Source organism: Bacillus sp. N3378-2at (assembly GCF_033412715.1).
GTDB classification, from domain to species: domain Bacteria; phylum Bacillota; class Bacilli; order Bacillales; family Bacillaceae; genus Bacillus; species Bacillus subtilis.
Genome location: NZ_CP117986.1, coordinates 1,544,038 through 1,566,370, shown reverse-complemented (window position 1 = coordinate 1,566,370; position 22,333 = coordinate 1,544,038). Strand labels below are relative to the sequence as shown.

22 protein-coding genes and 1 other annotated feature are annotated in these 22,333 nt (G+C 42.9%); of the genes, 19 read left to right on the top strand and 3 right to left on the bottom strand.

Annotation, left to right across the window (positions count from 1 at the left end; translation table 11 throughout):
• Nucleotides 1-33 precede the first annotated feature (33 nt).
• Together med and comZ are read left to right on the top strand one after the other, a co-directional pair.
• A complete protein-coding gene (gene med / locus PUN35_RS08655) occupies nt 34-987 on the top strand; it encodes a transcriptional regulator Med (protein WP_014479436.1) in 954 nt (317 codons plus the stop codon).
• 14 nt (nt 988-1,001) lie between these two features.
• Nucleotides 1,002-1,193: a ComG operon transcriptional repressor ComZ gene (gene comZ, locus PUN35_RS08650; protein ID WP_003224559.1), complete on the top strand. Its 192-nt coding sequence runs from the start codon at nt 1,002-1,004 to the stop codon at nt 1,191-1,193.
• A gap of 29 nt (nt 1,194-1,222) precedes the next feature.
• On the opposite strand, the gene yjzB is transcribed toward comZ, so the two are convergent.
• Complete coding sequence (gene yjzB / locus PUN35_RS08645) at nt 1,223-1,450, bottom strand: spore coat protein YjzB (RefSeq protein WP_031600361.1); 228 nt, start codon at nt 1,448-1,450, stop codon at nt 1,223-1,225.
• 164 nt (nt 1,451-1,614) lie between these two features.
• Here yjzB and fabH point away from each other — a divergent pair, with 164 nt between their 5' ends.
• The 9 genes from fabH (at nt 1,615) to PUN35_RS08600 (ending at nt 11,473) form a co-directional block, all read left to right on the top strand.
• Nucleotides 1,615-2,553: a beta-ketoacyl-ACP synthase III gene (gene fabH / locus PUN35_RS08640; protein WP_003232971.1), complete on the top strand. Its 939-nt coding sequence runs from the start codon at nt 1,615-1,617 to the stop codon at nt 2,551-2,553.
• A 22-nt stretch (nt 2,554-2,575) separates the two neighbouring features.
• Nucleotides 2,576-3,817 (top strand): beta-ketoacyl-ACP synthase II, encoded by a 1,242-nt coding sequence (fabF, locus tag PUN35_RS08635; protein WP_014479438.1) that lies wholly within the window; start codon nt 2,576-2,578, stop codon nt 3,815-3,817.
• Nucleotides 3,818-3,892: 75 nt separating this feature from the next.
• A complete protein-coding gene (locus PUN35_RS08630) occupies nt 3,893-4,678 on the top strand; it encodes a DUF2268 domain-containing putative Zn-dependent protease (RefSeq protein ID WP_014479439.1) in 786 nt (261 codons plus the stop codon).
• Between the two features lie 191 nt (nt 4,679-4,869).
• Nucleotides 4,870-5,856 (top strand): oligopeptide ABC transporter ATP-binding protein AppD, encoded by a 987-nt coding sequence (appD, locus tag PUN35_RS08625; RefSeq protein ID WP_003232965.1) that lies wholly within the window; start codon nt 4,870-4,872, stop codon nt 5,854-5,856.
• Nucleotides 5,853-6,842, top strand: a complete 990-nt coding sequence (appF, locus tag PUN35_RS08620; RefSeq protein WP_003232964.1) for an oligopeptide ABC transporter ATP-binding protein AppF — start codon at nt 5,853-5,855, stop codon at nt 6,840-6,842. Before appD ends, appF begins: the two co-directional genes overlap by 4 nt.
• 87 nt (nt 6,843-6,929) lie before the next feature.
• A complete protein-coding gene (locus PUN35_RS08615) occupies nt 6,930-8,561 on the top strand; it encodes a peptide-binding protein (RefSeq protein ID WP_014479440.1) in 1,632 nt (543 codons plus the stop codon).
• Nucleotides 8,562-8,636: 75 nt separating this feature from the next.
• Nucleotides 8,637-9,587 (top strand): oligopeptide ABC transporter permease AppB, encoded by a 951-nt coding sequence (gene appB, locus PUN35_RS08610; RefSeq protein WP_003245828.1) that lies wholly within the window; start codon nt 8,637-8,639, stop codon nt 9,585-9,587.
• A gap of 16 nt (nt 9,588-9,603) precedes the next feature.
• Nucleotides 9,604-10,515: an oligopeptide ABC transporter permease AppC gene (gene appC, locus PUN35_RS08605; protein ID WP_014479441.1), complete on the top strand. Its 912-nt coding sequence runs from the start codon at nt 9,604-9,606 to the stop codon at nt 10,513-10,515.
• 205 nt (nt 10,516-10,720) lie between these two features.
• A complete protein-coding gene (locus tag PUN35_RS08600) occupies nt 10,721-11,473 on the top strand; it encodes a YjbA family protein (protein ID WP_003239298.1) in 753 nt (250 codons plus the stop codon).
• Between the two features lie 34 nt (nt 11,474-11,507).
• On the opposite strand, the gene trpS is transcribed toward PUN35_RS08600, so the two are convergent.
• Nucleotides 11,508-12,500 carry a tryptophan--tRNA ligase gene (gene trpS / locus PUN35_RS08595; protein WP_003245134.1) on the bottom strand — a complete coding sequence of 331 codons (993 nt, stop codon included), beginning with the start codon at nt 12,498-12,500 and terminating at the stop codon, nt 11,508-11,510.
• A gap of 58 nt (nt 12,501-12,558) precedes the next feature.
• Nucleotides 12,559-12,773 (bottom strand) — a binding site (T-box leader).
• Nucleotides 12,774-13,243: 470 nt separating this feature from the next.
• Here trpS and oppA point away from each other — a divergent pair.
• The 8 genes from oppA to spx all read left to right on the top strand — a co-directional run bounded on the left by oppA (nt 13,244) and on the right by spx (nt 21,488).
• On the top strand, nt 13,244-14,881 hold the full coding sequence (gene oppA, locus PUN35_RS08590; RefSeq protein WP_014479443.1) for an oligopeptide ABC transporter substrate-binding protein OppA: 1,638 nt from the start codon (nt 13,244-13,246) through the stop codon (nt 14,879-14,881).
• Nucleotides 14,882-14,988: 107 nt separating this feature from the next.
• Entirely contained in the window at nt 14,989-15,924 is a 936-nt protein-coding gene (gene oppB / locus PUN35_RS08585) for an oligopeptide ABC transporter permease OppB (protein ID WP_014479444.1), read from the top strand.
• Between the two features lie 3 nt (nt 15,925-15,927).
• Entirely contained in the window at nt 15,928-16,845 is a 918-nt protein-coding gene (gene oppC / locus PUN35_RS08580) for an oligopeptide ABC transporter permease OppC (RefSeq protein ID WP_003232954.1), read from the top strand.
• A gap of 4 nt (nt 16,846-16,849) precedes the next feature.
• Nucleotides 16,850-17,926 (top strand): oligopeptide ABC transporter ATP-binding protein OppD, encoded by a 1,077-nt coding sequence (gene oppD, locus PUN35_RS08575; RefSeq protein WP_072173823.1) that lies wholly within the window; start codon nt 16,850-16,852, stop codon nt 17,924-17,926.
• 1 nt (nt 17,927) lies between these two features.
• Nucleotides 17,928-18,845, top strand: a complete 918-nt coding sequence (gene oppF, locus PUN35_RS08570) for an oligopeptide ABC transporter ATP-binding protein OppF (protein WP_003245567.1) — start codon at nt 17,928-17,930, stop codon at nt 18,843-18,845.
• A gap of 107 nt (nt 18,846-18,952) precedes the next feature.
• Nucleotides 18,953-20,170 (top strand): MFS transporter, encoded by a 1,218-nt coding sequence (locus PUN35_RS08565; protein ID WP_072592593.1) that lies wholly within the window; start codon nt 18,953-18,955, stop codon nt 20,168-20,170.
• Nucleotides 20,171-20,333: 163 nt separating this feature from the next.
• The gene (locus PUN35_RS08560; protein ID WP_003224597.1) at nt 20,334-20,912 is read left to right on the top strand and encodes a GNAT family N-acetyltransferase; all 579 of its coding nucleotides are present in this window, start codon (nt 20,334-20,336) and stop codon (nt 20,910-20,912) included.
• 180 nt (nt 20,913-21,092) lie between these two features.
• Nucleotides 21,093-21,488, top strand: coding sequence for a transcriptional regulator Spx (gene spx, locus PUN35_RS08555; protein WP_014476435.1), 396 nt, complete (start codon nt 21,093-21,095; stop codon nt 21,486-21,488).
• 42 nt (nt 21,489-21,530) lie between these two features.
• On the opposite strand, the gene PUN35_RS08550 is transcribed toward spx, so the two are convergent.
• Nucleotides 21,531-22,187: a TerC family protein gene (locus PUN35_RS08550; protein WP_014479447.1), complete on the bottom strand. Its 657-nt coding sequence runs from the start codon at nt 22,185-22,187 to the stop codon at nt 21,531-21,533.
• Nucleotides 22,188-22,333 lie beyond the last annotated feature (146 nt).

Here is a 22,333-nt window from a genome sequence, read left to right as displayed (position 1 = left end):
TGTTATAGCTTGTCAAAAGGAGTTGAACATGACTTGATCACAAGGCTTGTCATGATCTTTTCTGTCCTCCTTTTATTGAGTGGATGTGGAAAAACTCCGTTCAAAGGAAAAATTGAGAAGGTCGGCATGCTCTTTCCTGATACGATTAATGACCTCGTATGGGGCACAAAAGGGTATAAAGGATTACTGAATATACAATCCAAATACAATGTGGACGTCTATTATAAAGAAGGCGTTAAAACAGAAGAAGATATCATAAATGCGATTGAGGATTTTCATAAGAGGGGCGTCAATCTGCTCTACGGCCATGGGAGTGAATATGCTGAGGTGTTTAACTTGGTCGGCGAAGATTATCCAGATATGGAATTCGTCATTTCCAATGCGAAAGCGAAAGCTGATAATGTAACGAGTGTCCATTTTAGCGGGGAAGCAATGGGCTTTTTTGGAGGAATGACTGCTGCCCATATGTCGAAAACGAATCAGGTCGGTGTAATTGCTTCCTTTACGTGGCAGCCTGAGGTGGACGGTTTTATCAAAGGGGCCAAGTATGAAAATCCGGATATAGAGGTAAATACGAAATATACGGATCATTGGGATGATGATACAACAGCAGTAAAGCTTTATCAGAAAATGAAGAACGAAGGCGCGGATGTTGTGTATCCCGCCGGAGACGGGTATAATGTCCCTGTTATTCAGCAAATCAAAAAAGACGGTCTTTATGCCATTGGCTACGTCACAGATCAATCGGATCTGGGCGAGAATACCGTATTAACCAGCACGGTGCAAAATGTGGACAAGGCCTATGAAATCATTGCTGAACAATTTAATAAAGGCACCCTTGAGGGCGGCGATCATTACTACGACCTGAATACGGGAGTCGTTGAGATGGGAACATTCAGCCCGCTCGTCGACAAAGACTTTCAGCAAAGAATCGCCAAGCTGATCAAAACATACAACAAAACAGGCGAGCTGCCAAAAAACGAGTAATGGAGTGACGTCACATGCAGCACGAAAAATCACTTGAATTCTTGCAAATTGCCATGAAATATCTCCCTGAAGCGAAAGAACAGCTTGAGAAATCAGGCATTGAGCTCTCAATGGAGGCCATCCAGCCGTTTATGAATCTATTTACAACGGTAATGGCGGAAGCTTATGAGCTTGGCAAGTCTGACGCTAAATCTGAAACAGAATAAGAAGAAGCCACTTTTTTGAAAGTGGCTTTTCACATGATTTTCTTTTTAATAGCGGAGAGCATGGGTGCAAGCTCCTTTAAAGCGGGCTTGATTTGATCAAGAGAGTTCATAATTGAACCGATTTGGTCCATAATATGCATGTAATTAATCGTCTTTTCGTCGTTTGTCTGAGAAACCTCCTCTTGCTGTTCCTCCTTCTCTTCTGTTGGTTTTGCTGCATCGCCGAACATCATTCTTGAAAACACATCCAACTGCATACGCCTCCTTTCCATATACCATACTCTATGAGTAAGATGAACTGATAGTTTAGACGAATATATTGCCATGTGAAAAAAAATAGGATAGAATTAGTACCTGATACTAATAATTGATCACAACCTGATTGATCTTCTAAATTTAAGATATAAAGGAGTCTTCCCTTATGAAAGCTGGAATACTTGGTGTTGGACGTTACATTCCTGAGAAGGTTTTAACAAATCATGATCTTGAAAAAATGGTTGAAACTTCTGACGAGTGGATTCGTACAAGAACAGGAATAGAAGAAAGAAGAATCGCAGCAGATGATGTGTTTTCATCACATATGGCTGTTGCAGCAGCGAAAAATGCGCTGGAACAAGCTGAAGTGGCTGCTGAGGATCTGGATATGATCTTGGTTGCAACTGTTACACCTGATCAGTCATTTCCTACGGTCTCTTGTATGATTCAAGAACAGCTCGGCGCGAAGAAAGCGTGTGCTATGGATATCAGCGCGGCTTGTGCGGGCTTCATGTACGGGGTTGTAACCGGTAAACAATTTATTGAATCCGGAACCTACAAGCATGTTCTAGTTGTCGGTGTAGAGAAGCTCTCAAGCATTACCGACTGGGAAGACCGCAATACAGCCGTTCTGTTTGGAGACGGAGCAGGCGCTGCGGTAGTCGGGCCAGTCAGTGATGACAGAGGAATCCTTTCATTTGAACTAGGAGCCGACGGCACAGGCGGTCAGCACTTGTATCTGAATGAAAAACGACATACAATCATGAATGGACGAGAAGTTTTCAAATTTGCAGTCCGCCAAATGGGAGAATCATGCGTAAATGTCATTGAAAAAGCCGGACTTTCAAAAGAGGATGTCGACTTTTTGATTCCGCATCAGGCGAACATCCGTATCATGGAAGCTGCTCGCGAGCGTTTAGAGCTTCCTGTCGAAAAGATGTCTAAAACTGTTCATAAATATGGAAATACTTCTGCCGCATCCATTCCGATCTCTCTTGTAGAAGAATTGGAAGCCGGTAAAATCAAAGACGGCGATGTGGTCGTTATGGTAGGGTTCGGCGGAGGACTAACATGGGGCGCCATTGCAATCCGCTGGGGCCGATAAAAAAAGGTGAGGTGCACACAAGATGACTAAAAAAAGAGTAGTTGTTACAGGACTTGGAGCATTATCTCCACTTGGCAACGACGTCGATACAAGTTGGAATAACGCAATCAACGGTGTGTCCGGAATCGGTCCGATCACTCGTGTTGACGCTGAAGAATATCCGGCAAAAGTTGCCGCTGAATTAAAAGATTTTAATGTTGAAGATTATATGGATAAAAAAGAAGCCAGAAAAATGGACCGCTTTACACAATATGCGGTTGTGGCTGCGAAAATGGCGGTTGAAGATGCAGATCTTAACATTACCGATGAGATCGCGCCGAGAGTCGGTGTTTGGGTAGGCTCCGGTATCGGAGGACTTGAAACACTAGAGTCTCAATTTGAAATCTTCTTAACAAAAGGCTCAAGACGGGTAAGCCCGTTTTTCGTGCCAATGATGATTCCTGACATGGCGACAGGCCAGATTTCTATTGCATTAGGAGCAAAAGGGGTGAACTCTTGTACGGTTACAGCATGTGCTACAGGAACGAACTCCATCGGTGACGCGTTTAAGGTTATTCAGCGCGGTGATGCAGACGTGATGGTCACAGGCGGAACAGAAGCGCCGCTGACAAGAATGTCATTCGCCGGCTTTAGTGCCAACAAAGCGCTGTCTACTAATCCAGATCCGAAAACAGCGAGCCGCCCGTTCGATAAAAACCGTGATGGCTTTGTCATGGGGGAAGGTGCAGGGATTATCGTTCTTGAAGAACTTGAGCATGCCCTGGCCCGCGGCGCTAAAATTTACGGAGAAATTGTCGGCTACGGCTCAACCGGAGACGCTTATCATATCACAGCGCCGGCCCAAGACGGTGAAGGCGGAGCGAGAGCGATGCAAGAAGCCATTAAAGATGCAGGCATTGCACCTGAGGAAATTGATTACATCAATGCTCACGGGACAAGCACGTATTACAACGACAAATACGAAACAATGGCGATTAAGACCGTTTTTGGCGAGCATGCGCATAAACTTGCGGTAAGCTCTACAAAATCGATGACAGGCCACCTCTTAGGAGCAGCCGGCGGTATTGAAGCCATTTTCTCTATCCTGGCCATTAAAGAAGGTGTGATTCCGCCGACAATCAATATTCAAACACCTGACGAAGAATGTGATTTGGATTATGTGCCTGATGAAGCCCGCAGACAGGAACTTAATTATGTTCTCAGCAACTCATTAGGATTCGGCGGACACAACGCAACATTAATCTTTAAGAAATATCAATCATAATCAAGCCAAACCGGCTGCCCTTAAAGGGTAGCCGGTTTTTTTTGTGTGCATAGGATTAAAAGAGGAGGCGATCACATGAGTGTAGAACAAACATATAGCTGGCTCAGGAAGGCCGGTTCAATAGATGATTTGGCGCACTACATTATCCCGCTTTTTTCAGGTGCGGAGAAAAAGAACTGGAAGGGCATTCTGGGACACCTTCAGCATCATGGGATGTTTAAAAACATAAAAGAGGGTATTCAGACGGTTTCCAAGCTGAAGGAAAAAGGTTTTTACGGACATATCCAAAAGGAAGAACAGTACCTCAAAAACAAATGGCAAGGTCCTGATGTACCAATTGTTACGCTGCCGGTTGATGAACGAAACAGGAGAATCCGTTTAGAGTTCGGATCAAAATCAGGACTCGCCTTTCAAGACAAAATGTTCCTTTTTCTTTCGTCAGATTTAGATTTTGGGTCGGTATCTGCCCTTATGACGCATGAGTATCATCACGTTTGCCGGTTAGGTCATCTGACAAAAGAGGAAAAGGATGTCACATTACTTGATACAATCATCATGGAAGGGCTGGCGGAATATGCTGTTTATGAGAGGTTCGGCCGAAGCCAAACGGCTGAGTGGACGACTTGGTATACACCGGAGCAGCTTCAGGCTTTATATGAAAAAAAGATTGCGCCCCATCGGGATATCAAACGGGATAATCGATTATTTCCCCAACTGTTATTCGGCAAAGGATATCAGCCAAAAATGCTTGGATACGCAGTTGGATTCAATATTGTAAAAAAATATTTAACCGCCAGCAAGGCAAGCGCCGCAGACGGGCTGTCCATTCCTGCTGAAACCTTTTTGGATGCAATGCTTTAAAAGGATAAAATAATGGAATTTCATTAATAATATTACATTTATCCTAAAAAATTCTTGATTTTGCAAAATGATTGTAATAATATACAACTATAAAATTTTTCGATAATTCAATATTATTTATTATTTCTGAATAAGGGGATTGCTTTCTCTTGAAAACGTTTGACAACAAGAGGGGGGAAAGGGGAGCTAGCATGAGCACACTTTTAGAAGTGAATAATTTAAAGACATATTTTTTCAGGAAAAAGGAGCCGATCCCTGCGGTTGACGGAGTCGATTTTCACATCAGCAAAGGCGAAACCGTCGCGCTTGTAGGTGAATCGGGCTCCGGAAAAAGCATTACTTCTTTATCAATTATGGGCCTCGTCCAAAGCTCAGGCGGAAAAATCATGGACGGCTCTATTAAACTCGAAGACAAAGACCTCACCTCATTCACTGAAAACGATTATTGCAAAATCCGCGGTAACGAAGTATCCATGATCTTTCAGGAACCAATGACCTCCCTTAATCCGGTGTTAACAATCGGAGAACAAATTACCGAAGTGCTGATTTACCATAAAAACATGAAGAAAAAAGAAGCCCGTCAACGAGCTGTTGAACTCTTGCAGATGGTCGGTTTCTCCCGGGCGGAGCAAATTATGAAGGAGTACCCGCATCGGCTGTCCGGCGGTATGAGACAGAGGGTGATGATTGCCATCGCACTGAGCTGTAATCCTAAACTGCTCATTGCCGATGAACCAACGACAGCGCTGGACGTGACAATACAAGCCCAGGTGCTGGAGCTCATGAAAGATCTCTGTCAGAAGTTCAATACATCGATTCTTCTCATCACACACGACTTAGGTGTCGTGTCTGAGGCTGCCGATAGAGTGATTGTCATGTACTGCGGACAAGTCGTAGAAAACGCTACAGTTGATGACTTATTTTTAGAACCGCTTCATCCGTATACAGAAGGCCTGCTTACGTCAATTCCTGTTATAGATGGAGAGATTGATAAATTAAATGCAATTAAAGGCAGTGTGCCTACACCGGATAATCTGCCGCCGGGGTGCCGTTTTGCCCCAAGGTGCCCGAAAGCTATGGATAAGTGCTGGACAAATCAGCCTTCGCTTTTGACACACAAAAGCGGAAGAACGGTGAGATGCTTTTTATATGAGGAAGAGGGTGCCGAACAATCATGACAGCAGCTAATCAAGAAACAATCTTAGAGCTTCGTGACGTAAAAAAATACTTTCCGATCCGGTCAGGCCTTTTTCAAAGAAAAGTCGGTGATGTAAAAGCGGTGGATGGTGTTTCATTTTCGTTAAAAAAAGGAGAAACACTCGGAATCGTTGGAGAGTCGGGCTGCGGAAAATCGACTGCCGGCAGAACGATGATCAGACTGTACAAACCGACAGAGGGCCAAATTCTTTTTAAAGGGCAGGATATTTCCAATCTGTCAGAGGAGAAGCTGCGGAAGAGTGTCCGCAAAAATATTCAAATGGTTTTCCAAGATCCATTTGCTTCGTTAAACCCGAGAAAGACCCTGCGTTCCATCATAAAGGAGCCGTTTAATACGCACAACATGTATACCATGCGTGAACGAAACGAAAAAGTTGAAGAGCTGCTTGCAAGAGTAGGGCTTCACCCGTCGTTTGCCGGCCGTTATCCCCATGAGTTTTCAGGCGGCCAGCGTCAGCGGATCGGCATTGCCAGAGCACTCACTTTGAATCCAGAGCTGATCATTGCAGATGAGCCGGTTTCCGCACTTGATGTATCCATTCAGGCCCAAGTGATTAACTTGATGGAGGAATTACAGGAAGAATTTAATCTTACGTATCTATTTATCTCTCATGATCTGAGTGTCGTCCGCCATATCAGCGACAGAGTCGGAGTAATGTATCTTGGCAAAATGATGGAACTGACCGGCAAGCATGAGCTTTATGACAACCCGCTTCACCCATATACCCAAGCGCTTTTATCCTCCGTTCCTGTTACAAGAAAAAGAGGATCTGTCAAACGTGAACGCATTGTCCTGAAGGGAGAACTGCCTAGTCCGGCCAACCCGCCAAAAGGCTGCGTATTCCACACAAGATGTCCTGTTGCAAAACCGATATGCAAGGAACAAATACCAGAATTTAAAGAAGCTGCTCCCAGCCACTTTGTGGCTTGTCACCTTTATAGCTAATGTTGCCCGCACAGCTTTGAGAGGGGGTATGCACACTACATAAACAACAGCTGAGAAGAACGAACATTTCAAGAGGGGGAATATCTAATGAAAAGACGGAAAACCGCACTGATGATGCTAAGTGTATTGATGGTTCTGGCCATCTTTTTATCAGCCTGCTCGGGATCAAAATCAAGCAACAGCAGCGCGAAAAAATCAGCAGGCAAACCGCAGCAAGGCGGGGATTTGGTTGTTGGTTCAATCGGAGAACCCACACTTTTTAACTCTCTGTATTCTACCGATGACGCAAGTACGGATATTGAAAATATGCTGTACAGCTTTTTAACGAAAACGGATGAAAAACTAAATGTGAAATTGTCACTCGCTGAAAGCATTAAAGAATTAGACGGCGGCCTTGCATATGATGTGAAAATTAAAAAAGGCGTTAAGTTTCATGACGGAAAAGAACTGACTGCAGACGACGTCGTATTTACGTACAGTGTCCCTTTAAGCAAAGATTACAAGGGAGAACGCGGTTCAACATATGAAATGCTGAAATCCGTAGAAAAAAAAGGCGATTACGAAGTCTTGTTTAAGCTGAAATATAAAGACGGTAATTTCTACAACAATGCGTTAGACAGCACAGCTATTCTGCCGAAACATATTCTCGGTAATGTTCCGATTGCTGATTTAGAAGAAAATGAGTTTAACAGAAAGAAACCAATCGGTTCAGGACCATTTAAGTTTAAGGAATGGAAGCAGGGCCAATATATTAAGCTCGAAGCGAATGATGATTACTTTGAAGGAAGACCGTATTTAGATACTGTGACGTATAAAGTCATTCCTGACGCAAATGCTGCCGTTGCTCAGCTGCAGGCAGGCGATATTAATTTCTTTAATGTGCCCGCCACTGACTACAAAACGGCTGAAAAATTCAACAACCTAAAAATCGTTACTGATTTGGCATTAAGTTATGTGTACATCGGGTGGAATGAAAAAAATGAATTATTCAAGGATAAAAAGGTTCGTCAAGCGCTGACAACCGCTCTTGACCGCGAGTCAATCGTCAGCCAAGTATTAGATGGAGACGGCGAGGTAGCTTACATTCCGGAAAGCCCTTTATCTTGGAACTATCCTAAAGATATAGATGTTCCGAAATTTGAGTACAACGAGAAAAAAGCGAAACAGATGCTTGCAGAAGCCGGCTGGAAAGATACGAACGGTGACGGCATTCTGGATAAAGACGGAAAGAAATTCTCGTTTACCCTTAAAACGAACCAAGGAAACAAAGTCCGTGAAGACATCGCTGTCGTCGTTCAGGAACAGCTGAAAAAAATCGGCATTGAAGTGAAAACCCAGATCGTTGAATGGAGCGCTCTCGTTGAACAAATGAATCCTCCGAATTGGGATTTTGATGCAATGGTCATGAGATGGAGTTTATCCACATTCCCAGATCAATATGATATCTTCCATTCAAGCCAGATTAAAAAGGGTTTGAACTACGTTTGGTATAAAAATGCCGAAGCGGATAAACTCATGAAAGATGCAAAATCAATCAGTGATAGAAAGCAGTATTCAAAAGAATATGAGCAAATCTATCAAAAAATTGCGGAAGATCAGCCCTATACGTTCTTGTATTATCCTAACAACCATATGGCAATGCCGGAAAATCTTGAAGGATACAAATATCATCCGAAACGTGATTTGTATAATATTGAAAAATGGTGGCTTGAAAAATAAATTTCCCTTAAAGGGGAGGGAGAGCGTTTTCTCCCTCTTCTGTTTTTAATAAGGAAAGTAAAGGGGGACAAGTATATGGCTGCATATATTATCAGAAGAACCTTAATGTCTATCCCGATTTTATTGGGAATTACGATTTTATCATTTGTTATCATGAAAGCCGCGCCCGGAGATCCGATGACATTAATGATGGACCCGAAAATCAGCCAGGCTGACAGAGAGCAGTTTATTGAAAAATACGGTCTGAATGATCCTCAGTACGTTCAATATTTAAAGTGGCTAGGCAACATGGTGCAGGGTGATTTCGGAACGTCTATTGTCAGAAAAGGAACGCCTGTTTCAGAATTGATTATGGCAAGACTACCCAATACGCTCCTGCTGATGCTGGTTTCAACGATTTTGGCTCTTATGATTTCTATTCCGTTCGGTGTCCTGTCGGCAAAGCGGCCGTATTCAAAAATCGACTATGGCATTACATTTACCTCGTTTATAGGTCTGGCTATTCCAAACTTTTGGTTTGGATTAATTTTGATTATGGTGTTATCGGTAAATCTCGGCTGGTTTCCAACCGGGGGTGTCGAGACGCTGAATACCGAATTCAATATATTTGACCGGATTCATCATTTAATTCTGCCTGCATTCGTTCTAGCTACAGCTGACATGGCCGGACTGACGAGATACACGAGATCCAATATGCTTGATGTATTAAATCAAGATTATATTCGCACAGCGAGAGCAAAAGGATTTAAAGAGAACAGAGTGCTATTTAAACATGGATTGAGGAATGCATTATTACCCGTCATTACAATTTTCGGTTTGATGATTCCTTCATTTATCGGCGGATCTGTCGTTGTCGAACAAATTTTCACTTGGCCGGGATTAGGAAAGCTGTTTGTCGATTCAGCATTCCAGCGCGATTATCCGGTTATCATGGCAATGACTGTGATCTCGGCGGTTCTTGTCGTTGTCGGAAACCTCATTGCAGACATCCTTTACGCGATTGTTGATCCGCGGATCGAATATTAAAAGGAGGGAAACAGAGATGTCAGAGCTGCAAACAACTCCCTCGCCGGAGATCAGGCTGAAAGAAAATATTTCGAAAAAGCCAGAAACAATGACAAAGATTTTCTGGGGAAAATTCTCGAAAAACAAACTGGCCATTTTAGGTGCCGTTATTCTTTTTATCATTATTATGTCGGCTGTTTTCGCTCCTTTAATTGCACCTTATCCCCAAGAGCAGCAAAGCCTGCTTGATAAATATAAGGCGCCGGGCCTTGAACATCTGATGGGAACGGATAAATTTGGACGTGATATTTTCAGCCGGATCCTATATGGAGCGCGTGTCTCTTTATTGGTTGGATTTGCGTCCGTAGTCGGCTCGATTTTGATCGGAACGGTTTTAGGAGCATTAGCCGGATATTTCAGAGGAATAGTGGATGCTGTCATTATGCGTGTAGTTGACATTGTGTTATCCATTCCTGATATTTTCTTGTTGATCACGCTGGTCACCATCTTCAAGCCGGGTGTGGACAAACTGATTTTAATTTTCTGTCTCACAGGATGGACCACAACAGCACGATTAGTAAGGGGAGAATTCTTGTCGCTCCGTTCAAGGGAATATGTTCTTGCTGCTAAAACAATTGGAACAAAAACGCACAAAATTATTTTTTCTCATATCCTGCCCAATGCGTTAGGGCCGATTATCGTGTCAGCTACGCTGAAAGTAGGGTCTGTTATTCTAGCTGAATCGGCGCTAAGCTACTTGGGCTTTGGAATCCAGCCGCCAATCGCTAGCTGGGGGAACATGCTTCAAGACGCACAGAATTTCACAGTAATGATTCAAGCATGGTGGTACCCGTTATTTCCCGGGCTATTTATTTTAATGACCGTTTTATGCTTCAACTTTGTCGGTGATGGCCTGCGGGATGCGCTTGATCCGAAAAATATTAAATAAAAATGAATATCATATCTGTGATAAAATATCACCAAATCAGAAAAAAAGCAGGTCTCCTTTTGTCAGAAAATATACAAAGAGATCTGCTTTTTATGATTCTTACATAAACCCAGTGATTCCAGATTTCCTCAATCTCTTTGGAATAATTTCTCTATCCCTTGCCTATACTGTGGACAACAGTTTTTATAAAAGTGAGGGGTTAGAGATGTTATTTCTTCATGATGTGTGGGTCAATTGGTTTGAAGGGGAAGAAAATGGCTACAATGTATGCCACTTTCACGAATGGCGCAAGGAAGATACGGTTGAGCTTTTGGATCAGGTTCCGCTGCTAAGGGTGCCGTCAGTACTGTTTCATTACATAGAAAATGATTTGTCAGAGCTTCCGAAAGGTTTGCTTGAAGACGTACATCAGAAATCGTACATTCGGAAAAATCATGAGCGGACAAAGCTTGAGTATTGTTTTGTCGTAACAGACGGAATCGGCATTTTGGCTGTCGACACGATCGGCTACACGATCCCTGTCAGAAAAAGCCGTTTAATCCCAAGACAGGAGCAGCTCGTTTATGAAATGGTAAAAGATGTAGAGCCTGAAACATATGAATTTGAGCCAAAGAAGCTGGAATCCTCCAAGGAATATCACATCTTATCATTAGCACCAGAACATGTCAGAGGACTGACTAGAAAAGAACGGCAAATTAAGCAGCTGATGTTTATGGCGCTTGACCAATTAAAAGGGCTGAAAAATCGGGCTGAAATCGGCTACTGGTACACAGAGTGGAATCCGCATATGTATGAACAAATCAAAAGGATGAGCTTTGAAGAGATTTGGGACATGCTGTATAACGAAACAATTGAAGGCTGGTCGGACAAGCACCTAGCTTTTTGCGAAAACCTAATAAAAGGACAGCCTTTTTTCGAAAAGCTTTGGGAAATGGAAAACGAATCAAAGGTCAACTGAAAAAAACCGCTCTTTGCAAAGAGCGGTTTTTTGATTAGCGTCTTTTTCTTCCAAGACCCATGGCATTCTCCATTTTTTTCAGCATTTTGTTTGCTGTCCGGTTCGCCCGTTCCGCGCCTTCATCAAGAATCCGGTCTAATTCCTCAGATTCTATCAGCTCGTAATAGCGGTCCTGGATCGGTTTTAATGCGTTCACCACGACTTCTGCCAAATCACCTTTAAACTCGCCGTAGCCTTTTCCTTCGTACTTTGCTTCAAGCTCTTCAATTGTCGTATTGCCGAGAATTGAATAAATTGTAAGAAGGTTTGAAACGCCCGGTTTGTTTTCCTTATCAAATTTGACAATGCCTTCAGAATCAGTTACAGCGCTTTTGATTTTCTTTTCAAGCTGCTTCGGCTCATCCAGCAATGTAATATAAGCTTTCTGATTCGGATCAGATTTGCTCATTTTCTTCAGCGGATCATTCAGAGACATGATGCGTGCACCGACTTTTGGAATTTTCACTTCCGGAATCGTAAAGATGTCGTTGTATTTTTTGTTGAAGCGTTCTGCAAGATTCCGCGTCAGCTCAAGGTGCTGCTTTTGATCCTCGCCGACAGGCACAAGATCCGTTCCGTACAGCAGAATATCAGCGGCCATCAGCGGCGGATATGTTAACAGGCCGGAGACGACAGCTTCATTGCCTTTGGATTTGTCCTTAAATTGAGTCATCCGCTCAAGCTCGCCGATATAAGCGACACACTGCATCATCCATCCGGCCTGCGCATGCGCGGGGACCTCTGACTGAATAAACAATGTTGCTTTTTCTGGATCAAGTCCGACAGCTAAGTAAAGCGCCGCGAGATTGCGGATATTCTTTCTAAGCTCAAGCCGGTCTTGAGGAACAGTTATCGCATGCTGGTCCACGATGCAAAAATAGCTGTTATAATCATGCTGCAGTTCGACAAACTGCTTCATTGCACCGATATAGTTGCCAAGCGTCACTGAGCCGCTTGGCTGAATGCCTGAAAAAATCGTTTGTTTCATGAAAACATCAACCTCATTTCTTAAAACATAATAAAAAAGGCTCATTCATCCCCTGTAAAAAAGGGACGAATGAACCGTGGTACCACCCTGATTATTCCATTAAAATGGAATCACTCTGACGTTTGTAACGGAGACTGCTCCGGCTGAGCCTACTTTTTTCCAGTTCGGTCAGCTGCTCCAAAGTCCATTCCACATTGCCCGTTATCTGCTCCCAGCACCGCAGACTCTCTTCAAACAGGTGAAATGTGTACTACTCTTTTTCATAGCAAGCTTTTCTTTTGATTGCTTCATTATAAATCAATTATAACCAATTGTCATCATGAAAAAACATTCTTTTTTCCAGTAAAATTGTAATAATATAAATAACACGAGTGCTGTAAAATCCTTAAATGATAACTGCTATCAGCGTAAAAACAGGCAGATATTATATGTAAAAAGCAATATGGGCAGAAAACACATGAAAAAGTTTTTAATCAATTTATGCTTTAAATGGTAGAAGGATATTATGTTCATGGAAGAAAAACTAACGAAATTTAAATATTTTAAATTGATAAAATAATATTGCAATAAATTATTTGTTTCATTATAATGAATTTGTTCACTCTATTGTTACAGCTTTTTTACAAAAATAATCAGAAAAGACGGAACAGAATAAAAGTTGTGGAAACTCAGGTTCATTTGTCTGATATTTCTGAGGATTTAGCCGTAAGGAGCTGAAAATTATTATTAGGGGGTTTGCGAATATGAAAAAACGTTGGTCGATTGTCACGTTGATGCTCATTTTCACTCTCGTGCTGAGCGCGTGCGGCTTTGGCGGCAGCGGATCAAACGGTGAGGGGAAAAAGGACAGTAAAGGAAAGACGACACTTAACATTAATATTAAAACTGAGCCGTTTTCCTTACATCCGGGATTGGCAAATGATTCAGTATCAGGCGGTGTCATCCGTCAGACTTTTGAAGGATTGACACGTATCAATGCAGATGGTGAGCCTGAAGAAGGCATGGCTTCTAAAATTGAAACGAGCAAGGACGGAAAGACATATACATTTACCATTCGTGATGGTGTGAAATGGTCTAATGGGGACCCTGTAACAGCACAAGATTTTGAATATGCTTGGAAATGGGCGCTTGATCCTAATAACGAATCGCAATACGCTTACCAGCTCTACTACATAAAAGGTGCTGAAGCGGCGAATACCGGCAAAGGCAGCCTAGACGATGTGGCAGTAAAAGCTGTGAATGACAAAACGCTGAAGGTTGAATTAAATAACCCGACTCCATATTTCACTGAATTAACTGCGTTCTATACGTATATGCCGATCAATAAGAAAATTGCAGAGAAAAATAAAAAGTGGAATACAAATGCCGGAGATGATTATGTATCAAACGGGCCGTTCAAAATGACGGCATGGAAACACAGCGGCTCTATTACTCTCGAAAAAAATGACCAGTATTGGGATAAAGACAAAGTCAAACTGAAGAAAATCGATATGGTTATGATCAACAATAACAATACGGAACTAAAAAAATTCCAAGCTGGCGAACTTGATTGGGCCGGTATGCCGCTCGGACAGCTTCCGACAGAATCCCTGCCGACCCTGAAAAAAGACGGTTCTTTACATGTTGAGCCGATTGCAGGAGTGTATTGGTACAAATTCAACACTGAAGCTAAGCCATTAGACAACGTCAATATCCGTAAAGCTTTAACATATTCGCTTGACCGTCAGTCGATTGTTAAAAACGTTACGCAAGGAGAGCAAATCCCGGCAATGGCTGCAGTGCCGCCTACAATGAAGGGATTTGAGGATAACAAGGAAGGATACTTCAAAGACAATGATGTCAAAACAGCAAAAGAATACCTTGATAAAGGCCTAAAAGAAATGGGCTTAAGCAAGGCATCTGATTTGCCAAAAATCAAATTGTCTTACAACACTGATGACGCACACGCGAAAATCGCTCAAGCAGTACAAGAAATGTGGAAGAAAAATTTAGGCGTTGATGTTGAGCTTGATAACTCAGAGTGGAATGTCTATATTGATAAGCTTCACAGCCAAGATTATCAAATCGGCCGTATGGGCTGGCTCGGCGACTTCAATGATCCTATCAACTTCCTTGAATTGTTCCGTGACAAAAACGGAGGAAATAACGATACAGGCTGGGAAAATCCAGAATTCAAAAAGCTTCTGAATCAGTCACAAACTGAAACAGATAAAACAAAACATGCAGAGCTGCTGAAAAAAGCAGAAGGTATTTTCATTGATGAAATGCCGGTTGCCCCAATCTATTTCCATACTGATACTTGGGTACAGGATGAAAACCTAAAAGGTGTTATCATGCCAGGTACTGGTGAGGTTTATTTCAGAAACGCATATTTTAAATAAGGCTACGTCTGAAAATAAAAGACCTCAAGGTATATGGGGAGAAAAGCCCCATATACCTTTCTTACTGATGGAGTATAAAAATGTAAAAACCATGGAGGTGTTCCCCCTTGCTAAAATATATCGGAAGACGCTTAGTCTATATGATTATCACACTATTTGTGATTGTAACTGTGACATTCTTCTTAATGCAAGCAGCACCGGGCGGGCCATTTTCAGGTGAGAAAAAGCTTCCGCCTGAAATTGAAGCAAACTTAAATACGCACTATGGCTTGGACAAGCCGCTGTTTGTACAATATGTCAGTTATTTGAAATCAGTTGCAATGTGGGATTTCGGACCATCATTTAAATATAAAGGTCAGAGTGTTAACGACCTGATCAATTCAGGTTTCCCCGTTTCATTCACTCTTGGAGCAGAAGCTATTCTCCTCGCTTTAGCGTTAGGTGTATTGTTTGGAGTCATTGCAGCTCTTTACCATAATAAGTGGCAGGATTATACCGTCGCGATTTTAACGATATTTGGTATTTCAGTTCCAAGCTTTATCATGGCGGCTGTTCTGCAATATGTGTTCTCCATGAAGCTTGGGCTGTTTCCGGTCGCGGGGTGGGAGTCCTGGGCATACACCTTTTTGCCTTCAATCGCACTTGCTTCCATGCCGATGGCGTTCATTGCCAGACTTTCCCGTTCAAGCATGATCGAAGTGTTAAACAGTGATTATATCCGCACTGCGAAAGCGAAAGGGCTGTCTCGTCCAGCAGTTACTGTGCGGCACGCCATTCGAAACGCGCTTTTGCCGGTTGTTACATACATGGGCCCGATGGCCGCCCAGGTCTTAACGGGAAGTTTTATCATTGAAACGATTTTTGGGATCCCGGGTCTTGGTTCCCACTTCGTAAACAGTATTACAAACCGTGATTATACAGTCATTATGGGTGTAACGGTGTTCTTCAGTGTCATCCTGCTATTGTGTGTATTAATCGTAGACGTGCTTTACGGCATTATTGATCCAAGAATCAAGCTTTCCAAAGCAAAGAAAGGAGCCTAGGCCATGCAGAACATTCCGAAAAACATGTTTGAACCAGCCGCAGCGAATGCCGGCGATGCAGAAAAAATAAGTAAAAAGAGCCTTTCCCTCTGGAAAGATGCGATGCTTCGCTTCCGCAGCAATAAGCTTGCAATGGTCGGGCTTATTATTATCGTGCTCATTATCCTTATGGCAATTTTTGCGCCGATGTTCTCAAGGTATGATTATTCAACTACTAATCTCTTAAATGCGGATAAGCCCCCTTCAAAAGATCACTGGTTCGGAACAGATGATCTTGGGCGGGACATTTTCGTCCGTACATGGGTAGGGGCGCGAATCTCAATCTTTATCGGTGTTGCAGCTGCTGTTCTTGATTTGCTGATCGGCGTCATTTGGGGGAGCATTTCAGGCTTCCGCGGAGGCAGAACGGACGAAATCATGATGCGTATCGCTGATATCCTTTGGGCAGTTCCTTCATTATTAATGGTTATCTTACTGATGGTTGTTCTTCCGAAAGGTCTATTTACGATTATTATTGCCATGACGATTACGGGCTGGATTAATATGGCCAGAATCGTGCGCGGACAAGTGCTGCAGCTGAAGAATCAGGAGTATGTGCTTGCTTCACAGACACTGGGTGCAAAAACATCCCGTCTTCTGTTTAAACATATCGTGCCAAACGCAATGGGTTCTATTTTGGTCACGATGACACTGACAGTTCCTACTGCGATTTTTACAGAAGCCTTTTTAAGCTATTTGGGACTCGGTGTTCCGGCTCCGCTGGCAAGCTGGGGAACGATGGCTTCTGACGGATTGCCTGCATTGACCTATTATCCGTGGCGTTTATTCTTCCCTGCCGGATTTATCTGCATTACAATGTTTGGCTTTAACGTTGTCGGCGACGGATTAAGAGACGCATTGGATCCTAAGTTACGTAAATAAGGGAGTGATACGGGTGACACGCCTATTAGAAGTAAAAGATTTAGCAATTTCATTTAAAACATATGGCGGAGAGGTTCAGGCGATCCGCGGAGTGAATTTCCATCTGGATAAAGGAGAGACACTGGCGATTGTTGGAGAATCAGGTTCCGGAAAAAGTGTAACCTCTCAAGCGATTATGAAGCTGATTCCAATGCCTCCGGGTTATTTCAAACGCGGTGAGATCCTGTTTGAAGGAAAGGATCTAGTGCCGCTGTCCGAAAAAGAAATGCAAAATGTCCGGGGAAAAGAGATCGGCATGATATTCCAAGATCCGATGACCTCATTAAATCCAACGATGAAAGTCGGTAAACAAATTACGGAAGTGCTTTTTAAACACGAGAAAATCTCAAAGGAAGCGGCTAAAAAACGCGCGGTTGAACTGCTGGAATTAGTCGGTATCCCAATGCCGGAAAAGCGGGTGAACCAATTTCCGCACGAATTTTCAGGCGGGATGAGGCAGCGGGTTGTCATTGCCATGGCGCTTGCAGCGAATCCGAAGCTTCTGATCGCCGATGAGCCGACAACTGCACTTGATGTAACGATTCAAGCGCAAATTCTGGAATTGATGAAGGATTTGCAAAAGAAAATTGACACGTCCATCATCTTTATTACACACGATCTTGGTGTTGTGGCAAATGTTGCTGACCGGGTCGCTGTCATGTACGCGGGACAGATTGTAGAAACTGGTACGGTAGACGAAATCTTCTACGATCCGAGACATCCGTACACTTGGGGGCTTCTTGCATCCATGCCGACACTGGAAAGTTCAGGAGAGGAAGAGCTGACTGCCATTCCGGGCACACCGCCTGATTTGACAAACCCGCCAAAAGGAGATGCTTTTGCCCTGCGGAGCCCTTATGCGATGAAAATCGATTTTGAACAGGAGCCGCCAATGTTTAAGGTATCTGATACTCATTATGTCAAATCGTGGCTGCTTCATCCCGACGCGCCAAAGGTAGAGCCGCCAGAAGCGGTAAAAGCGAAAATGCGTAAACTGGCAAACACGTTTGAAAAACCTGTCTTAGTGAGAGAAGGTGAATGAATTGACTGAAAAACTATTAGAAATCAAACATTTAAAACAGCACTTTGTCACGCCGAGGGGAACGGTTAAGGCTGTAGATGATTTATCATTTGATATCTATAAAGGTGAAACATTAGGGCTGGTTGGTGAATCTGGCTGCGGTAAATCGACAACAGGCCGAAGCATTATCCGGCTGTACGAAGCAACCGATGGTGAGGTGCTGTTTAACGGTGAAAATGTGCACGGGAGAAAATCGCGGAAAAAGCTGCTGGAATTCAACCGCAAAATGCAGATGATTTTCCAAGACCCCTATGCATCCCTGAATCCGAGAATGACAGTTGCTGATATTATTGCTGAAGGTCTTGATATTCATAAGCTGGCAAAAACGAAAAAAGAGCGGATGCAGAGGGTTCATGAACTATTGGAAACAGTTGGTTTAAACAAGGAACACGCGAACCGCTATCCGCATGAATTTTCCGGCGGCCAGCGCCAAAGAATCGGGATTGCCAGAGCTCTTGCTGTTGATCCGGAATTCATTATCGCGGATGAGCCGATTTCCGCTTTGGATGTATCCATTCAAGCGCAGGTCGTGAATTTAATGAAAGAACTGCAAAAAGAAAAAGGGCTCACATACCTGTTTATTGCCCACGATTTATCGATGGTCAAATACATCAGTGACCGCATTGGCGTCATGTATTTCGGGAAACTGGTTGAGCTTGCGCCGGCAGATGAGCTTTATGAAAATCCGCTTCACCCATATACAAAATCATTGCTTTCTGCGATTCCGCTTCCAGATCCAGACTATGAGAGAAATCGCGTTCGCCAGAAATATGATCCGTCCGTCCATCAATTAAAGGATGGGGAAACGATGGAATTCCGTGAAGTCAAACCGGGACATTTTGTGATGTGCACGGAAGCCGAATTTAAAGCTTTTTCATGATTCATCAATCCTTCAAGAGATTTCTCTTGAAGGGTTTTTTTGCGTCCTCATAGAAAGTGAGAATGATAACATTTACAATTAGAGGAAAAAAACGGAGGCGAAATACGATTCAATTTCTGCATAACAAAAATGTTTTTGCACTATTGCTGTCTCAATCTTTTCAATCTTTAGCAGGAGTCCTCGTCACAATCGTTTTAATGGTCCGGGTCTATCAAATGACTGACTCTGTTTTTTTGGCGGGCCTTATTTTATCGTTCATGTCGTTTGCGAGTATAGCAGCAAGCTTTTGCGTCTCTCCGGTGCTTCGCATTCTCGGTTTTAAAAAGGTGCTTGTGGGAGCGAATCTGCTGAGAGCGGTCTTTACAATCCTGATGGCATACAGCGTCACTCATCACGGACAGGCATTCTTTTGGATTACGCTGCTGTTTGTGTTTTGTTTTTCCTTCGCGGGCGCTTTTTTTCAGCCGGCAAGATTTGCGCTGCTGCCGATTATTGTTCCAAAGAAGCAATATGTAAAAGCGAATGGTGTGATCTCTCTCTCGAATCAATTATTCTTAACAGCAGGCTGGGGCCTTGGAGGCCTTCTGACGTACGCCGTCCCTTTTGAACTCATTGTCGGCGCTGCTATTTGCCTGTTTGTTCTATCGGGAGCTTCCATCAGTGTGCTGCATGTAAATGAAGAAGAGGCTGTAGGAACTGCTGAAACAGCATCTGCCAGAAGTATATGGAAGGATTTAATGATCATCCCTATTGTAAGAGACATTACTGTAATGGACATGATAGAAGCTTTGGCGGGTTCCGTATGGTCATCTGCTATTCTCCTCGCATTTACTGCGGCTGTTTTGCATGAAACAGAGGTGTGGTGGGGGATGTTTAACGCTTCCTATTTTATAGGCGCAATTGTCGGCAGTGTGATTGCCATTCGTTTTTCTTCTTTTTTTGAGCGGAATATGGGCTATGCCATTATGTTCAGCTCGCTTGTAATGTCGGCGCTGACCCTTTTGTTTTCATTTTCTCCAGTCCCATTTTTATGCGCTCTGGCTTGTGCTGCAATGGGGCCTTTTTATCAGGTGCGTGATATTTGCCAGGAAACCATGCTGCAGGAGGTTATTCCCGAGCAGAAACGAATCGGAATCATGGCTGCAAAAAATGCGATTTTGACTCCTTGGTCAGGCGTCACCTACTCCATTATGGGGCTAGTGGCTGATGCTGCTGGTGCGAAAATAGCTTTTATCGCGGCTGCTGCATTATATATCATGACATTTCTGATTGCACTGGCGCAGCCCCGTCTGGTTCATTACAGGCGAGAAAATCGAGTTCAATGAGAAACACTTCAAAATGAACGGAGCAGCTGGCTCCGTTTTTGCTGAAAAAAAATGAAACCATGGCGGAAGTTCGCACGTCTTTATAGATGTAAGGCTGTTTTAAACAAGAAGAAATGGGGTATATCTAAAAGTATGAAGACAACGAACTCGTAAGGAGAAATCAATGAACTGGTATGAAAAGCTTAGCGAGTATTTTCCAATTGAAGAAATGAAATCAAAAGCGCATATGGAAGCTCTTCTGAAAGAGCGAAGCGATATTTATCATAAAGATGAAGGCAAACATCATATTTTAATGTTTGCGGAATTCGATTCTTTTATCTTCGTTGATTATCTGTATGTGTCTAAGGATGCAAGAGGGCAGGGGCTTGGCGGCAAATTGATCGCGAAGCTGAAAAAGAAAAATAAGCCCATATTGCTCGAGGTGGAACCTGTGGATGAAGATGATACTGATACAGAAAAACGCCTGAGGTTTTATCAAAGAGAGCATTTCAAGCATGCTCAGTCAATTGGGTACCGGCGCCGGTCATTGGCTACGAATGAAGTAAACAAGATGGAGATTCTGTACTGGTCACCAAAAACAGAATCAGAAGAAGAAATTCTTGAAGCCATGAAACAGACATATGAAAACATTCATACTTATAAAGACGAGAAATGGTACGGGGAATCGTACGAAAAAACGGATGAAGTCCTGAAACTCATTGATGAAGAAAAACAAAAAAATATTTTCGATCAGTTAAGCTAATTGAGAATTAGAACATATCATGAACATTAAAAATTTGCTGGATTGACACATTTTTTTCTTAGGATACTGTTCACACTTACTTTTTTATAGTATAATACCTGTAAAGATTCCTTTTTTAGAGTAATTTCAATTTAAGAATAAAATAGATGTTCATCCTACTAATTAGAGGAGTGAAGATGAATGGTTACACTATACACATCACCAAGCTGTACTTCATGCAGAAAGGCGAGAGCGTGGCTCGAGGAGCACGATATTCCATTTGTAGAAAGAAACATTTTCTCTGAACCTTTATCAATTGATGAAATAAAACAAATTCTTCGAATGACTGAGGATGGAACAGATGAAATCATCTCAACCCGTTCAAAAGTATTCCAAAAACTGAATGTGAACGTTGAATCTATGCCGCTGCAAGATTTGTACCGCTTGATCAACGAGCATCCAGGGTTGCTTCGCCGTCCGATCATCATTGACGAAAAACGTTTGCAGGTAGGATATAACGAAGACGAAATCAGACGTTTCCTGCCAAGAAAAGTTCGCTCTTTCCAATTAAGAGAAGCACAGCGTTTGGCAAACTAATAGATCGTATCATCAAAAGAAGGCTGAGTCATCAGCCTTCTTTTATTTTTCAACCTGCTGGTAATAAATGCTCGCAAGGATAACAAACGCAACAGTCAAAATGGGGAGGAGCGTTTCAACTGTGCCGTGCTGCGCCATAAAAAGAGACAGCTTTTTGTCTCTGACAATCATTTCTCCACCAGTATAAGCAAGCAGCCCGCTTCCCGCGTAAATCAGAAGCGGTATTTTCTCTAGTGCAATATGGATGAGTTTGCTGCCCCAAATAATAACCGGAACCGATACACACAAACCTATAACAACGAGAGAAAACTCACCGTGTGAAGCTCCCGCAACTGCGATGACGTTGTCCAGCGACATAAAGAGATCTGCAAGCACAATCGTTCGTATCGCTCTCCACAGGGAGGTGCTGCTTTTAATGTGTTTCGTGTCTTTTTTTTCAATCAGCAGCTGATATCCTAAATACAGCAGGAAAATTCCGCCGGCGCACTGCAAGAACGGAATGTTCAAAAGATATACAGCTGCACTTGTTAATCCGATTCTCATGGCAACGGCAATAAATGTTCCGAGAATAATGGCTTGCTTTCTTTGCTTGTCCGGCAAATGTCTGCTGGCCATGGCAATGACAACCGCATTATCTCCGCCGAGGATCAGGTCAATCCCAACAATGACAAGCAGAGAAATCAGATAGTCATGCTCCATGAAGCGGCACCTCGCTTTCAGTCCTTCGCTTGTACTACTACTATATGAGACAGGTCGTATTTTATGATATCAGCCGCCTGAACTGCCGTTTTTTAGGCAAAGGTGCATTTTTATTTCTTTTGTGACTGTTTTATCATAAAATAGAA

What these genes read in the sequence shown, in the direction of transcription:
- appC (WP_014479441.1), top strand. Translation starts at nt 9,604, where the DNA reads ATGTCAGAGCTGCAAACAACTCCCTCGCCGGAGATCAGGCTGAAAGAA.
- comZ (WP_003224559.1), top strand. Translation starts at nt 1,002, where the DNA reads ATGCAGCACGAAAAATCACTTGAATTCTTGCAAATTGCCATGAAATAT.
- appD (WP_003232965.1), top strand. Translation starts at nt 4,870, where the DNA reads ATGAGCACACTTTTAGAAGTGAATAATTTAAAGACATATTTTTTCAGG.
- appB (WP_003245828.1), top strand. Translation starts at nt 8,637, where the DNA reads ATGGCTGCATATATTATCAGAAGAACCTTAATGTCTATCCCGATTTTA.
- appF (WP_003232964.1), top strand. Translation starts at nt 5,853, where the DNA reads ATGACAGCAGCTAATCAAGAAACAATCTTAGAGCTTCGTGACGTAAAA.
- PUN35_RS08615 (WP_014479440.1), top strand. Translation starts at nt 6,930, where the DNA reads ATGAAAAGACGGAAAACCGCACTGATGATGCTAAGTGTATTGATGGTT.
- PUN35_RS08560 (WP_003224597.1), top strand. Translation starts at nt 20,334, where the DNA reads ATGAACTGGTATGAAAAGCTTAGCGAGTATTTTCCAATTGAAGAAATG.
- oppC (WP_003232954.1), top strand. Translation starts at nt 15,928, where the DNA reads ATGCAGAACATTCCGAAAAACATGTTTGAACCAGCCGCAGCGAATGCC.
- PUN35_RS08600 (WP_003239298.1), top strand. Translation starts at nt 10,721, where the DNA reads ATGTTATTTCTTCATGATGTGTGGGTCAATTGGTTTGAAGGGGAAGAA.
- trpS (WP_003245134.1), bottom strand. Translation starts at nt 12,500, where the DNA reads ATGAAACAAACGATTTTTTCAGGCATTCAGCCAAGCGGCTCAGTGACG.
- yjzB (WP_031600361.1), bottom strand. Translation starts at nt 1,450, where the DNA reads ATGCAGTTGGATGTGTTTTCAAGAATGATGTTCGGCGATGCAGCAAAA.
- fabF (WP_014479438.1), top strand. Translation starts at nt 2,576, where the DNA reads ATGACTAAAAAAAGAGTAGTTGTTACAGGACTTGGAGCATTATCTCCA.
- fabH (WP_003232971.1), top strand. Translation starts at nt 1,615, where the DNA reads ATGAAAGCTGGAATACTTGGTGTTGGACGTTACATTCCTGAGAAGGTT.
- PUN35_RS08550 (WP_014479447.1), bottom strand. Translation starts at nt 22,187, where the DNA reads ATGGAGCATGACTATCTGATTTCTCTGCTTGTCATTGTTGGGATTGAC.
- oppA (WP_014479443.1), top strand. Translation starts at nt 13,244, where the DNA reads ATGAAAAAACGTTGGTCGATTGTCACGTTGATGCTCATTTTCACTCTC.
- spx (WP_014476435.1), top strand. Translation starts at nt 21,093, where the DNA reads ATGGTTACACTATACACATCACCAAGCTGTACTTCATGCAGAAAGGCG.
- PUN35_RS08630 (WP_014479439.1), top strand. Translation starts at nt 3,893, where the DNA reads ATGAGTGTAGAACAAACATATAGCTGGCTCAGGAAGGCCGGTTCAATA.